Below are 12,872 nucleotides of genomic sequence, written 5' to 3'. Positions count from 1 at the left end.
GACACCGATAGGATATGTGTCTTGCGAGCGACGCGTCGCGAACCGTGAGCGGAGTCGGCCGGTCGCCCTCAGTCGGACGACCCGTTGCCGGTCGCCTCGACCGACTGCTCGCCCGCGACGCCGTCGGCGACCGACTCCAGCACCTCCACCTCGCCGGTGAGTTGCCGGTGGACGTACGGCATATCGATCCCCTCGTCGTCGAAGCGCTCCTTCACACCCTGGACGTACTCCGACCGGATGCCGACGAAGTCGGCGCGCGAGGGGTCGTCGATCCAGAAGCGACTCTGGAGGCCGACCGCCGAGTCGCCCAGTTCCGTGACGCGAACCGAAGGCGCGGGATCCGAGAGGATGCCGTCGACGTCTTCGGCCTCCTCGAGGATACAGTCGGTCGCGTGGTCGATGTCGTCGTCGTAGCCGATGCCGAAGACGAACTTCTGCCGGAGCGTGTCGTACGCGACCGGGTTGGTGATGGCGTTGTTCGCCAGATCACCGTTGGGGACGGTGATGCGTTCGTTGTCGAAGGTGCGGACGCGCGAGACGCGCAGGTCGATGTCCTCGACACGACCCGCGTTGCCGTCCCACTCGATCCAGTCGCCCACCTCGAAGGGTTTGTCCTTGATAATGAAGATGCCTGCCACGAAGTTGCCGATGAGGTCCTGTGCGGCGAACCCGATGGCCAACGCGAGAGCGCCGCCGAGCGTCGCCGCCGCCGTCAGGAATCGAGGGAAGCCGGCGCTCATAAAGCCGATAGACAGCGCGAGGACGACCACGACCGCGCTCATCACGCTGTCTCCCAGGCTCAACACGGTCCGGTCGAAGCCGCGCCGCTTGAGCACCCGTCTGATCAGCGGCACGAGCACGAACTTCCCGATCAGGTACGTCGCCAGAAAGCCGACGAGGAAGCCGATGACGTTCGTCACGTAGCCCGAGAACGTGGCGAGCAACTCGTCGACAGTCGTCTGTAACACGACAGAGTCCATACTCACTATCGGCGCGATATGGCCGAGACCAGTAAGAACCTACTGGCCCCGGACAGTTCTCGACAGTCGTTCTCGAGTTGACTACGTCGACAGTGGGCCGTCTCGGCGGGCGACCGCGCGGAATCGCTCGCCGTGTACGTCCTCGCGGGCCAGCGCCGCCGGAATCTGTCCGTGGAACCAGTCGCCGTCGGCAGCGACGCCGTCGCTCCCGAAGTCAGGGTGACGGTACGACGCCGGGAGGTAGCGGTCGTGCGTCGGGAGACGCTCGTAGAGGGGGACGCCGCCGGCGTCGGCGACCTCGCGGAGTTCCGCCAGCGCGGGCCACGCGTAGTCGGGGTTGATGTAGTCGTCCGTCACCGGCGAGACGCCGCCCAGGTCGTCGACGCCGCAGTCTAGCAGGTCGCGGACGGGCGCGAGGTTCGGCGGCGACTGCACCGACACTTCGGCGGGGAGCGCCGCCCGCGCCATCGCCGTCACCCGCCGCATCGTCGCGGTCGACGGGGCGTCGTAGTCGGAGCGTTCGTTCGGGACGACTGGCTGAACGATCACCTCTTGGACGTGGCCGTATCGCTCGTGGAGCGCACCGATCGCGAGCAGCGACTCCGCGCGGTCGCGCCAGTCCTCGCCGATGCCGACGAGGATGCCCGTGGTGAACGGGACCCGCGCCTCGCCGGCCGCGCGGATCGTCTTGAGGCGCTGGCCCGGCGTCTTGCGGCGACTCCCTGCGTGAGCGTCCACTTCGGCGGTCGTCTCCAGCATTACGCCCATCGAGGCGTTCACCTCGCGCAGGCGACGGAACTCGGCTTCCGTGAGGTCGCCGGGGTTCGAGTGCGGGAGCAACCCCTCCTCTAGGGCGATTTCGCAGGCGCGTTCGTGGTAGTCGACGATGGAGTCGTACCCCCACTCGGCCAGTTGCTCGTGGACCGCAGTGTAGCGGTCGTCCGGCTTGTCGCCGAACGTGAACAGCGCCTCGGTACACCCGGCGTCGGCACCGACGCGACACCGCTCGCGCACCTCCTCGGGCGACAGGAGACTCGCCTCGCCGGGCACGTCGTAGTATGTGCAGTACGTGCAGGTGTAGCGGCAGGCGGTCGTCAGCGGGATGAACACGTTTCGGGCGAACGTGAGTTCCGACGCGGCCGAGACGTCGTCTGGTGTCACCGACAGCATCCGCTCCACGTCGCTGTCAGCCACCTCGATATCGACGTCGTACTCGGCCGCGCCGGGGAACACGAGGTGGAGTCACCGACGGAGTGGCAAAAGCGGCGCGGTCGGTGGCAACGCGGACACCGAAGTTCCGACACCACAACCGATACCCCCGCGGCAGTCGCTAGAGCGGACAATGACAGAAATCGACACCTCCGACGTCGAGGGTCCCCACGGCGACCAGCCAGTGCGCCACGCGGGTGCGGACCTAGCCGACGCGAACGCGGCGGTCGTGATGATACACGGCCGCGGTGCGACCGCTCACAGCATCCTCGGGATGGCCGGTGAGTTCGGCACCGACGGCGTCGCCTACCTCGCGCCCGCCGCGAGTCGCAACACGTGGTACCCCTACTCGTTCATGGAGGAGATGGGAAAGAACCAGCCACACCTCGACTCCGCGCTCGCGTTCGTCGGTGCCGTCGTCGACGCCGCCGCGGACGCCGTCGGCCGCGAGAAGGTCCTCCTGTTGGGCTTCTCACAGGGCGCGTGTCTCTCCTCGGAGTGGCTCGCACGCAACGCCGACACCTACGGCGGCCTCGTCGCCTTCTCCGGTGGACTCATCGGACCGGAGGGGACGCCCCGCGAGTACGACGGGTCGCTCGACGGGACGCCCGCGTTCCTCGGCTGTTCGGACGTCGACCCGCACATCCCGCTGGAGCGGGTGAACGAGACGACCGAGGTGCTGGAGGAACTGGGTGCCGACGTGGACGAACGTATCTACGAGGGGATGGGCCACGGCGTCAACGAGGACGAACTGAGCGCGGCGAAGGCGATGATCACGAGCCTCGACCTGGCGTAACGAGTCGCCTCACGTCTCGCGCACGACCGACACGCGACCGTCGCCAACGTCGAGTTCGAAGCCAGCGTCGCGGAGCCAATCGCACGCGGCACCGTCGCCCGAGAGCAACACTTCTGCGAGGTCTGCTCGCTCGTCGATATCCGTCGCCAACAGTCGTGAGTCCACCTCGCGAACGCTCGCGCCGACGTCGTGTGCGATCCGCAGGTGGTCGCGATACGATGCGCCGTGGTAGTCGACGTGGAAGTCGGGGTGGCGCGTCAACAGGGCGTTCGTCCCGCCGCCGCGACCCGCCGCGAGGACGACATCACCGGACTCCAACAAGCCGCTCAGTGCCCGCGGCGTCGCCAACGCTAGGTCCGCCATCACGACCGCGAGTGGTGACGCTGGCGACGGGTCGTGCGCGTCGATGGCGGAGTTGACCGCCGGCGTGAGCGGCCGGTCGTCGACCGTCTCGGGCACCGCCCGATCGGTCGCCTCCGTCGTGAGGAGTCGCGGCGAAAAGCCCGCGCCGTCGAGCGCATCGAGCACGTCCGTCAACATCGCGTCCGCGAACGCGCGGCGCTCGTCGGGGGAGAGCGTATCTGAGAGCCGCGTCTTCGGACGGTCGGGAGAGAACGGAACGAGCGTGTCGATGCGGTCGACCACGGCAGAAAACGAGGGAGACGCTCAGCCGAGTTTGTCGTAGCCGCTGTCGCGACTCCGCAGGAACAGGAACACCCCACCAGCGACGAGTGCCAACACGACGACTGCTGCGACGCCGTAGATGATGAGTTGGGTCTGCTGTTGTGAACTCTCGGCCTGGTTCGCCTCGGTCTCGGCGCGTTCGGCGAGGGTGACGGCGTTGTCGAAGTTGCCGGCCTCGTAGGCGTTGACCGCGCTGGCGAACGACTCCTCGGCGGTGTCAGGGTTGCCCGCGGCGTCGATGGCAGACCGGGCGGATTCGAGCGCCTCGCGTGCCTCCTGACTGTCACCCGTGTACTGGGCGGCCGAGACGTTCGAGAGCGCGTTCGAGGTGCCGCCCTCGCGGGTCTGATCGAGTGCGAACAGCGTGAACGACTGCTGTGGGTCGTAGCTGTACTCCTCGATTTCGGGCACGGTACCCGTCACGCGAACGCGCACCTCGGCGGTGCCCTCGTTGATGTCGACGGTCGCGCCGGAGAAGTTCTGTCCGTCGAACGACTCCTGGCGCACCTGGTTCCCGGCCTGATTGACGAACGTGACGGTCCACGTCACGTCCTGAAGCCCGGTCGACCCGGCGAGTTGCCACGTCTCGTAGGTGTCGTACAGTTCCGTCAGCGTCACCGTGGCCGTCACCTGCGACCCCACTTCACCCTCCTCTGGAACGTCGGTCTGCCCGACGGAGACGGCCGCCGCTGGGGCGACCGCCGCGAGCAAGAGGGCGATGACTGCGAGGACCGCGGTGAGCCTAGAACAGCGACTCAAGTTCGTCCTCGTCATCGCTGATGAGGCTGTCGAGATTGTTCTGGCTCTCCTGACGGATGTCGTCGATGTTCTCCTGCGCCTCGATGGCCACCTGCTGGAGTTCCTTGATCCGCGGGACGTTCGTCACGCCCGACAGCAGGATGACCGACGCGACGAAGCCGGAGCCGCTGACGGGGTAGTCGCCGCCGCGGACCTCCATCGACCCGGTCTGCTCTTCGAGCCACTTGCGGCCGCGCTCGATTCCCTTCCGGTTGAGGTGCTGGGGCGGACCAGCCATTACGAGCAGGGCGCGTTCGGAGCCCTCGATCTCACACGGGAGCGTCAGGCGACCGAGCGCCGCCTTCCGCACGAGCGACGTGATCCGGTTGGTCGTGTGCGCGGTGTCGAGGTCTTCGTCACCCTTGTCGCCGGTGAGGCGCGAGAGCAGACCGCCGCCGCCGGCAGCCTCCTCTACTTCCTCGCTGGCGTAGCCGACCGTCGAGACGCCGCCGCCCGACAGTGTGTTGATGATCTCAGAAGAGTCGACGACGGACTCGGCGACTTCCTGGCCTTGGTCGATCTCGCCGGCACCGAACAGGATGCCAAAGCGCTTGACGATCTCTTCGTTGATCTCGTCGTAGCCGCCCGACACCGACTCCCCGGTCTTGCGCCACGCGTCGTTGTCGAACACCATGAGGTTGTCGACCTCACGGACGAACGTCTGGAACGACCGCGCGGCGTTGAGCGTGTAGATGCCACCCTCGTCGGACCCGGGCAGGACGCCCAGGCCGTAGACGGGTTCGGTGTAGATGCGCTTCAGGTGCTTCGCGAGCACCGGCGCGCCACCCGACCCCGTGCCGCCGCCGAGACCGGCGACGACCAGGAACGCGTCCACCTCGTGGACCGGAATCGAGTCGATGGCCCCCTGCACCTCGTCGATGTCCTCCTCGGCGACTTCCGCGCCGAGTTCGTTGTCTGCGCCGACGCCGTGGCCCTTGACGCGGGACTGCCCGATGAGTACCCGCTGGTCCTTCGGGATGTTCGTGAGTCCCATAAGGTCCGCTTTCGCCGTGTTGACGGCGACTGCGGCACGGACGATGTCGCTGCCGGTACGCTGATCGTACTCGACGAACTTGTCGACGATTTTCCCCCCCGCTTGCCCAAATCCAATGAGTGCTAGTTTCATACGTCTCCCCTCCTCATTAGGGCAGAATCAGAGAGAGAACGGATATAAACCTTCTGATGGGGCTATCAACGACGAGAGTCAAATCCACCCGCGAAACGGTGAAAATCGACAGACTGCGGCAGGAAAATTTTGTTGCTCTTTATTGGTCAATATCTGGTATAAAAGTGATATATAACAGGTTTATCACGTACTGTCAGCAGGAAGACTCAACCGCGACGGTAGGAGAGGCTTACGAGTCGTGGTCGACGGGCTGCTACTCGGTGAGACGATTACGCAGCGGCTTTCGCTTCGGAGTCGTCGGTCGACCCCGTGAGACCGAGGTACTCGCTGAAGGATTTGAGATCTCCTTCCGAGACGCCGAACGCGGTCACGTCGTTGCTGGCGACGACGTTGTCGATCTGAAGCGAGCGGTACTGGTCTTGGCCCATCGGGAAACCGACCGACCCGAGGACGGTCAGTCCGACCTTCGCGAGTCCCATCGGCAGAGGGACGACGGATATCGACTTCCCCTCCGCCTCGAACACCATCTCGGAGATTTCCCGCAGTGAGAGGACATCCGGTCCGCCGATGTCGTACGCCTCGCCGACGTGGGTCGCCTCGGTGACGCCGTCCGCGAGCATCGGCGTGAGGTCGTCGACCCAGATTGGCTGGAAGCGATTGCGGCCGCCACCCGGCAGAGGGTACACGGGGACGCCGGGCGCGAATATCTCCTTCAGGCGCTTCGTGAAGTAGACGAACTCTCCGCCGTCGCCGAACACCACGGAGGGGCGGTAGATGACGTGGTCGAGGTCGCTGTCGCGGACGGCGTCTTCGGCACGACCCTTCGCACGGATGTAGTGGGTGGTTCCGTTCGGATCCGCGCCGAGCGCGGACATCTGGACGAAGCGCTCGGCACCCGTCTCCTCGGCGACTGCGAGGAGGTTCTCCGTCCCCTGTCGGTGGATGCGGTCGTGCATCTCGTCGCCGCCGTCTGGCTTGAACAGCGGTGAGAGGGCGACGAGGTTGACGACGACGTCGGCGTCCTCGACGGCCGAGACCAACGAGTCGCGGTCGGTCACGTCCCCTGCCTTCGTGATGACGCCGTCGGGGAGGCCCTCGCTCGTCGGTTCGCGGGCGACCGCGACCACGTCGTGGCCGCGCTGGTCGAGTTCCGTACACAGGTGCGTCCCGATGAAGCCGGTTCCGCCGGCGACGACTACGCGCATTGTGCGTCTACACGCGCGGCAAGAACCTAAAGATACGGTACGAATCGCCCTCCCGTGTTCGATTCCGGGTCGGCGAACCACCGGAGTGGACACGTCGCTGGCGACGGCAGATCGCCCCCAGATCGGCGAAACCCCTCGTCGGTTCGACAGGCGCAGCACCGCTCCGAAACGGTTTTCCACCATCTCACCGGACGGTCAGTATGCCGACCGAACAAACGGGGTACGACCCGTCGCTGGGTCGCAAGTTCATTTTCGTCACGGGCGGGGTGATGTCCGGGCTGGGGAAGGGCATCACCGCCGCCTCGACCGGACGGTTGCTCGCCAACGCCGGCTTCGACGTGACGGCGGTCAAGATCGACCCGTACCTCAACGTCGACGCCGGGACGATGAACCCGTATCAGCACGGCGAAGTGTACGTGCTGAAAGACGGGGGCGAGGTGGACCTCGACTTGGGGAACTACGAGCGCTTCCTCGGGTCGGACATGACCTCCGACCACAACATCACCACGGGGAAGACGTACCAGCACGTCATCGAGAAGGAACGCGCCGGCGACTACCTCGGGAAGACCGTCCAGGTCATCCCGCACATCACCGACGACATCAAGCGGCGTATCCGCGAGGCCGCCGAAGGAACCGACGTCTGTCTCGTCGAGATTGGTGGCACCGTCGGCGACATCGAGGGGATGCCCTACCTCGAAGCCCTCCGCCAGTTCGCCCACGAGGAAGACGACGAGGACATTCTGTTTACCCACGTCACGCTCGTCCCCTACTCGAAGAACGGCGAGCAGAAGACCAAGCCCACCCAGCACTCGGTGAAGGAACTCCGCTCGATCGGTCTCCAACCGGACATCCTCGTCGGGCGCTGTGACAACGAACTCGACCCGGAGACGAAAGAGAAGATCGCGCTGTTCTGTGACGTGCCCACCGAGGCCGTCTTCTCGAATCCCGACGTCGAAGACATCTACCACGTCCCTCTCACCGTCGAAGACGAGGGCCTCGATCAGTACGTGATGGAGCGGTTGGGCCTCGCAGAGGAGGCGCTTCCCGACGCCGACCGCGAGACGCGGTGGCGCGACCTCGTCACCCGCGAACGGAGCGGCGAGGTCGACATCGCCCTCGTCGGCAAGTACGACCTCGAAGACGCGTATATGAGCGTCCACGAGGCGCTGAAACACGCCGGTCTCGAACACGGGGTCGACGTGAACGTCGTCTGGGTCGACGCCGACGAGGCGGACGGCGACCACCGCGAGCGCCTCGAATCCGCCGACGGCGTCGTCGTCCCCGGTGGGTTCGGCTCCCGCGGCACGGAGGGGAAAGTCGAGGCGGTGCGCTACGCCCGCGAGAACGACGTTCCGTTCTTGGGCCTGTGTCTCGGCTTCCAGATGGCCGTCGTCGAACACGCGCGCAACGTCCTCGGCTGGGAGGGTGCCGACTCCGCGGAGTTCGAACCGGAGACGCCGTATCCGGTCATCGACCTCCTGCCGGAGCAACACGAGGAGGAGGACATGGGCGGGACGATGCGACTCGGCGCTCACGAGACGGACATCGAAGGGGGTACACTCGCCGCACAACTGTACGGCGGCACCTCCTGTACCGAGCGCCACCGTCACCGCTACGAGGTGAACCCCAACTACATCGAAGACCTGTCAGCCGATGGGCTGACGTTCTCGGGGACCGCCGGGCCACGTATGGAGATTCTCGAACGCGACGACCACCCGTACTTCATCGGCACGCAGTTCCACCCCGAGTTCCGCTCGCGTCCCGACCGCGCCTCGCCACCGTTCGTCGGCCTGTTGGACGCGGTCCTCGACGGGACCGACCCGGCGGGTGACGCGACGCCACACACCGGCGACCGCGACGACGAGGAGGTGACCGTCTGATGGTCGACGTCGACTCGTTCATCCAGGAGGCGACCGAGGAAATTCGGGAAGCCGTCGGCGACGCGAACGCCATCATTGCCCTGTCGGGCGGCGTCGATTCGTCGGTTGCGGCGGCGCTGGCGTACGAGGCCATCGGCGAGCAACTGACGCCGGTGTACGTCGACACCGGCTTGATGCGGAAAGGCGAGACCGAGCAGATCCGCGAGACGTTCGCGTTCATGGAGTCGCTGGAGGTCGTCGAGGCGCAAGAGCGCTTCCTCGACGCCCTGTCGGGCGTCACCGACCCCGAGGAGAAGCGCCACGCCATCGGCGAGCAGTTCATCCGTGAGTTCGAACGCGAGGCGAAAGAGACGGACGCGAAGTACCTCGTGCAGGGTACCATCTACCCCGACCGCATCGAGAGCGAGGGCAACATCAAGTCCCACCACAACGTCGGCGGCCTGCCCGACGTGGTCGACTTCGACGGCATCGTCGAACCCGTGCGCGACCTGTACAAAGACGAGGTGCGAGCGGTCGCTCGCGAACTCGGCCTCGAAGCCGTCATCTCCGAGCGGATGCCCTTCCCCGGCCCCGGTCTCGCCGTCCGCATCATCGGCGAGGTGACCGAGGAGAAGCTCCGCGTCGCTCGCGACTCGAACCACATCGTCGAGGAGGAAGTCGAAGAACACGACCCGTGGCAGGCGTTTGCCGCCGTCATCGGGAAAGCGACTGGTGTGAAAGGCGACAACCGCGTCCACGGCTGGGTCGTCTCCGTTCGCTCGGTGGAGTCGCGCGACGGGATGACCGCGCGGGCGCAGAACCTCCCGTGGGAGACGCTCCAGCGCATCCAGTCGCGCATCACCGGGAAGAACGACGACGTGGCGCGTGTCGTCTACGACGTGACGCACAAGCCGCCCGCGACCATCGAGTACGAGTAACTCGGTCGACGGTCCGTTCTCCGCTTTCTCCGCGTCCATCTCCGCCGACCGCGGTTCGTACACGCCAAGCGAGCAGCCGCGACGCCCGCCCGTCCGACCGCGGGGCTTCCGCGGTGTTGCCCGTCACGAACACGGTGTCACCGTCAGCAGCACGGTCCACTGATCATAGTCGAGACACGAGACTTATCCCCGACGGCGGACTCCCACCCGGTAATGACCGACCATTCTGCCATCGTCGCCGGGCCCGATACGGAGGGCCTCGGCACGGAACTGGAGTCGCTCGACGTGCCCGTCACCCGCATCGACGGCCCGGTGACCGGCGGCAGGCTCGACGACGCGGGCATCGAGGAGACGTCGCTGTTCGTCCTCACCGACCTCGAGGAGGCGACGGGTATCGCCGTCGCGAAAGAGCGCAACCCCGACGTCCGCGCAGTCGTCTACTCGACCGACTCCCTCCCCGAGTACGCGAAAGGGCAGGCCGACCTCGCGGTCGACCCTGACCTCCTCACCGCAGACGTCGTCGCCGACGAACTCGCCAGCGCCGAGTGAACGCTGGCCGCGCCGCAGGTCTCGGCCGACCGAACCGCCGCGTTGCGGCGCCCACCCGGGCACGTAACCCGAACCTACCGCTCCCGACTGCTTAATTCGACTTAATTCGGCTTCACAGCGCTTCAAACCTAGAAATCCGAGTTGGGCGTGAATCCCCTTCTTTATACCGGAGGTCGTGGGCTGAATCGAGATGAACGCCAGGAAACTGCTCGCGGTCGGCCTCGCTGCGCTCCTCGTGAGCGCCGGTGTGGGCGCGGCCGCGACGAGTTCGAGTACAGGGGCGACGACCGCTGCGACCGCCGAGGACGTCGACGACTACGCGGCGACCGCGTCGTACGACAACGGGACGGTGACGTTCACCGTGACGAACAACAGTTCGGGCGTCTCCGGACTCGGCGTCACCGTCGACGGTGCGTCCGTCGGGACGACCGACGCGAACGGGAGCGTGGCCTTCGACGTGAACGACTCCGAGACGGAGAACTTCACCGTGGTCGCCACCGGCGACAACGTGACGGCCGAGTTCACGTACGCACTGGACAATGGCTCGCTCACGTTCGTCGATGGCGAGTTCGCGTACGTTGAGGAGAACGAGACAGACACCAACGAGACCGACCTGAACGAGACGGAAGAGAACGAGACGGAGGAGAGCGAGGGCCCGTCGTTCGACCTGCCCGCTGACGCCTCAGACAACGCGAAGTCGGTCCTGCAGGCGATCACCGACTACTTCAACGGCGACAGCGACGCCGAGACGCTCGGTGAGGCCGTCAGCGCGGTCGCTGGCAACGGGAACGCCCCCGAGGACGCTGGCAAGCCCGACGACGTCGGCCCGCAGAACGACAGCGAGACCGGCCCGCCCGAGGACGCTGGTCCGAAGGACGATGACCGCGGCCCGCCGGAGAACAAGGGTCCGGACGCTGACGACGAAGCCGACGAGGACGACAGCGAGCAGTCCGACACCGACGAAGCCGACGAGGACGACAGCGAGCAGTCCGACACCGACGAAGCCGACGAGGCTGACGAAGAGGAGGACGATGACGAGGAAGAGGAAGAAGACGACGAGGAAGAGGACGACGATGACGACGAGGCGCAGGGTAACAGCGGCAACAACGGCAACGGCAACGGCCGGTAAGTAGTCTGACCCACCTGCTGACGAGCGCCCTCCACGACTCGAGACGGTGACTGCGCGACCGACGTTCCTTCGGGAATGCCAGGTCACGCACCCGTTCGGCGACGCGCCGGGCGGCCGCCGTCGACGCTGACACACGCGACCGGGGAACCGAACCCCCGGACACTGCCACCAGAGAGGCACACGACGGGGACGGCTGTCACCCGTTTCCCACGACGGAACACGGAGCCAACGCGAGACGAGTGGCTCACCACGCACACGGGACGGCGACACACATCGGAGTGGAACGGGAGGGAGCGGATCGGATAGCACCTCCCCGTTCCGCACGCTTTTGTCACCCGGCGGTGACGTTCGACTATGACACTCGACGTGTACGCGGACGCACTCGCCGACCTCGCTCCCGACGAAGGAGCAATCGAGACGGCGGAACTGGTCGTCACCGACGACGTCCTCGTGAAACTGTTCGCACTCGGCCCCGGCGCGGAACTCGACCCGCACGAACACGCCGACAGCACCAACGTCTTCCACGTCCTCGAGGGCACGGTGACGGTCGTGCGCGACGACGACGAGGAAGCGATCGATGCGCCGGGCGTCGTCCTCCACGAACGCGGCGACGTTCACGGCGCGCGAAACGAGACGGACGAGGTCGTCGCGTTCACCGCGAGTCTCTGTCCGCTTCCCGGGAGCGGCTGAGGCGACAGATACCGCCGCCCCGTCCGATCTCCGGTAGTTTCAAACTGTAGATACATCTACCGTACGGTAATGCCCTTCACCGCGGTCGTCCGCAAGGACTTCGCCGATTCGATCCGGTCGTTCGTCCTCGCCTCCACGACACTGCTGTTTGTCGCGTTCGCCGGCTTCCAGGCGGCGATCAAGTGGATCCCGCGACCGTACCGCGACAGTCCCATCGACCCGGCGACGCTGGCGCTGTTGAACAGTATGCGTCAGCCAGCGGTGCTGTTGATCCCGCTGATCGGACTACTCGTCGCGTACGACACCGTCGCGGGAGAGCGCGAGAGCGGGAGCCTCCGCCTGTTGCTCGGACTGCCAAACGCGAGAGGCGAGGTGTTGCTCGGCAAGTTCGTCGGGCGGACGGCCGTCGTCGCCGTCGGCGTCCTCGCGGGGTACGCGGTGGTCGCGGCCATCGCGCTGGCGACGTACGAGTCGTTCGCGGTCGGCGTGTTCGTGGGGTACGCCGTCCTCACGGTCGTCTACGGCGGCGTGTACGTCGCTATCGCGACCGGCGCGTCGTGTGCGATGTCGTCGCGACTCGACGCGCTGAGCGTCGCCGGCGGTCTCTACGCGCTGTTCATCATCGGGTGGGACATCGGCCTGTATCTGATCCAGGGCGTGTTCTACGGTGGGGAGCCACCCGCAGGCGGATTCCCCGACTGGTTCAACTTCCTCGGGATGCTCAACCCCTCGACCGCCTTCATGAAGGCGTCGCGGGCGGCGATCCCCGCGTATCGCGATCTGACGTTCTACCCGAGTCAGGGCTCGGCGTACGTCCAAGACTGGGTCGGGATTCCGATTCTCGTGGCCTGGATCGTCGTCCCACTGGCGTTGGGATACTGGCGGTTCGCCCGTGCGGACGTCGAGTGA

Annotated in this window: 13 protein-coding genes; 7 read left to right on the top strand and 6 right to left on the bottom strand. The window is 66.2% G+C overall.

The features are described 5' to 3' along the window. Positions 1–68 precede the first annotated feature (68 nt). A complete protein-coding gene (locus P0D77_RS05455) occupies positions 69–980 on the bottom strand; it encodes a mechanosensitive ion channel family protein (RefSeq protein WP_277555743.1) in 912 nt (303 codons plus the stop codon). Between the two features lie 81 nt (positions 981–1,061). Beyond that, complete coding sequence (gene cofG / locus P0D77_RS05450) at positions 1,062–2,213, bottom strand: 7,8-didemethyl-8-hydroxy-5-deazariboflavin synthase subunit CofG (protein ID WP_277555221.1); 1,152 nt, start codon at positions 2,211–2,213, stop codon at positions 1,062–1,064. Between the two features lie 109 nt (positions 2,214–2,322). Here cofG and P0D77_RS05445 point away from each other — a divergent pair, with 109 nt between their 5' ends. Beyond that, positions 2,323–2,985 (top strand): alpha/beta hydrolase, encoded by a 663-nt coding sequence (locus P0D77_RS05445; protein ID WP_277555219.1) that lies wholly within the window; start codon positions 2,323–2,325, stop codon positions 2,983–2,985. Positions 2,986–2,994: 9 nt separating this feature from the next. On the opposite strand, the gene cofC is transcribed toward P0D77_RS05445, so the two are convergent. The 4 genes from cofC to P0D77_RS05425 all read right to left on the bottom strand — a co-directional run bounded on the left by cofC (position 2,995) and on the right by P0D77_RS05425 (position 6,798). Next, complete coding sequence (gene cofC, locus P0D77_RS05440; protein ID WP_277555742.1) at positions 2,995–3,618, bottom strand: 2-phospho-L-lactate guanylyltransferase; 624 nt, start codon at positions 3,616–3,618, stop codon at positions 2,995–2,997. Positions 3,619–3,651: 33 nt separating this feature from the next. Beyond that, positions 3,652–4,443 (bottom strand): tetratricopeptide repeat protein, encoded by a 792-nt coding sequence (locus P0D77_RS05435; protein ID WP_277555217.1) that lies wholly within the window; start codon positions 4,441–4,443, stop codon positions 3,652–3,654. After that, positions 4,412–5,593: a tubulin/FtsZ family protein gene (locus tag P0D77_RS05430; RefSeq protein ID WP_277555216.1), complete on the bottom strand. Its 1,182-nt coding sequence runs from the start codon at positions 5,591–5,593 to the stop codon at positions 4,412–4,414. The genes P0D77_RS05435 and P0D77_RS05430 overlap by 32 nt, the downstream gene beginning before the upstream one ends. A 269-nt stretch (positions 5,594–5,862) precedes the next feature. After that, positions 5,863–6,798, bottom strand: coding sequence for a complex I NDUFA9 subunit family protein (locus P0D77_RS05425; RefSeq protein ID WP_277555215.1), 936 nt, complete (start codon positions 6,796–6,798; stop codon positions 5,863–5,865). Between the two features lie 200 nt (positions 6,799–6,998). On the opposite strand from P0D77_RS05425, the gene pyrG reads away from it, so the two are divergent. The 6 genes from pyrG (at position 6,999) to P0D77_RS05395 (ending at position 12,872) form a co-directional block, all read left to right on the top strand. Beyond that, entirely contained in the window at positions 6,999–8,678 is a 1,680-nt protein-coding gene (gene pyrG / locus P0D77_RS05420) for a glutamine hydrolyzing CTP synthase (RefSeq protein ID WP_277555214.1), read from the top strand. Then, the gene (guaA, locus tag P0D77_RS05415; RefSeq protein ID WP_277555213.1) at positions 8,678–9,595 is read left to right on the top strand and encodes a glutamine-hydrolyzing GMP synthase; all 918 of its coding nucleotides are present in this window, start codon (positions 8,678–8,680) and stop codon (positions 9,593–9,595) included. The genes pyrG and guaA overlap by 1 nt, the downstream gene beginning before the upstream one ends. A 213-nt stretch (positions 9,596–9,808) precedes the next feature. Then, positions 9,809–10,144, top strand: coding sequence for a DUF7126 family protein (locus P0D77_RS05410; RefSeq protein WP_277555212.1), 336 nt, complete (start codon positions 9,809–9,811; stop codon positions 10,142–10,144). Positions 10,145–10,334: 190 nt separating this feature from the next. Beyond that, a complete protein-coding gene (locus tag P0D77_RS05405; RefSeq protein WP_277555211.1) occupies positions 10,335–11,273 on the top strand; it encodes a hypothetical protein in 939 nt (312 codons plus the stop codon). 354 nt (positions 11,274–11,627) lie between these two features. After that, entirely contained in the window at positions 11,628–11,963 is a 336-nt protein-coding gene (locus P0D77_RS05400; protein ID WP_277555210.1) for a cupin domain-containing protein, read from the top strand. Between the two features lie 69 nt (positions 11,964–12,032). Then, positions 12,033–12,872, top strand: coding sequence for an ABC transporter permease subunit (locus P0D77_RS05395; protein WP_277555208.1), 840 nt, complete (start codon positions 12,033–12,035; stop codon positions 12,870–12,872).

The organism is Halobaculum limi (assembly GCF_029490015.1).
Lineage (GTDB): Archaea > Halobacteriota > Halobacteria > Halobacteriales > Haloferacaceae > Halobaculum > Halobaculum limi.
The sequence above is the reverse complement of the archived record's forward strand: the minus strand, read 5'-3'. Positions and strand labels throughout refer to the sequence as shown.

Coding starts and splice junctions, on each gene's coding strand:
- P0D77_RS05400 (WP_277555210.1), top strand. CDS start 11,628: ATGACACTCGACGTGTACGCGGACGCACTCGCCGACCTCGCTCCCGAC.
- P0D77_RS05445 (WP_277555219.1), top strand. CDS start 2,323: ATGACAGAAATCGACACCTCCGACGTCGAGGGTCCCCACGGCGACCAG.
- P0D77_RS05430 (WP_277555216.1), bottom strand. CDS start 5,593: ATGAAACTAGCACTCATTGGATTTGGGCAAGCGGGGGGGAAAATCGTC.
- P0D77_RS05405 (WP_277555211.1), top strand. CDS start 10,335: ATGAACGCCAGGAAACTGCTCGCGGTCGGCCTCGCTGCGCTCCTCGTG.
- P0D77_RS05410 (WP_277555212.1), top strand. CDS start 9,809: ATGACCGACCATTCTGCCATCGTCGCCGGGCCCGATACGGAGGGCCTC.
- P0D77_RS05435 (WP_277555217.1), bottom strand. CDS start 4,443: ATGACGAGGACGAACTTGAGTCGCTGTTCTAGGCTCACCGCGGTCCTC.
- pyrG (WP_277555214.1), top strand. CDS start 6,999: ATGCCGACCGAACAAACGGGGTACGACCCGTCGCTGGGTCGCAAGTTC.
- guaA (WP_277555213.1), top strand. CDS start 8,678: ATGGTCGACGTCGACTCGTTCATCCAGGAGGCGACCGAGGAAATTCGG.
- P0D77_RS05395 (WP_277555208.1), top strand. CDS start 12,033: ATGCCCTTCACCGCGGTCGTCCGCAAGGACTTCGCCGATTCGATCCGG.
- P0D77_RS05455 (WP_277555743.1), bottom strand. CDS start 980: ATGGACTCTGTCGTGTTACAGACGACTGTCGACGAGTTGCTCGCCACG.
- P0D77_RS05425 (WP_277555215.1), bottom strand. CDS start 6,798: ATGCGCGTAGTCGTCGCCGGCGGAACCGGCTTCATCGGGACGCACCTG.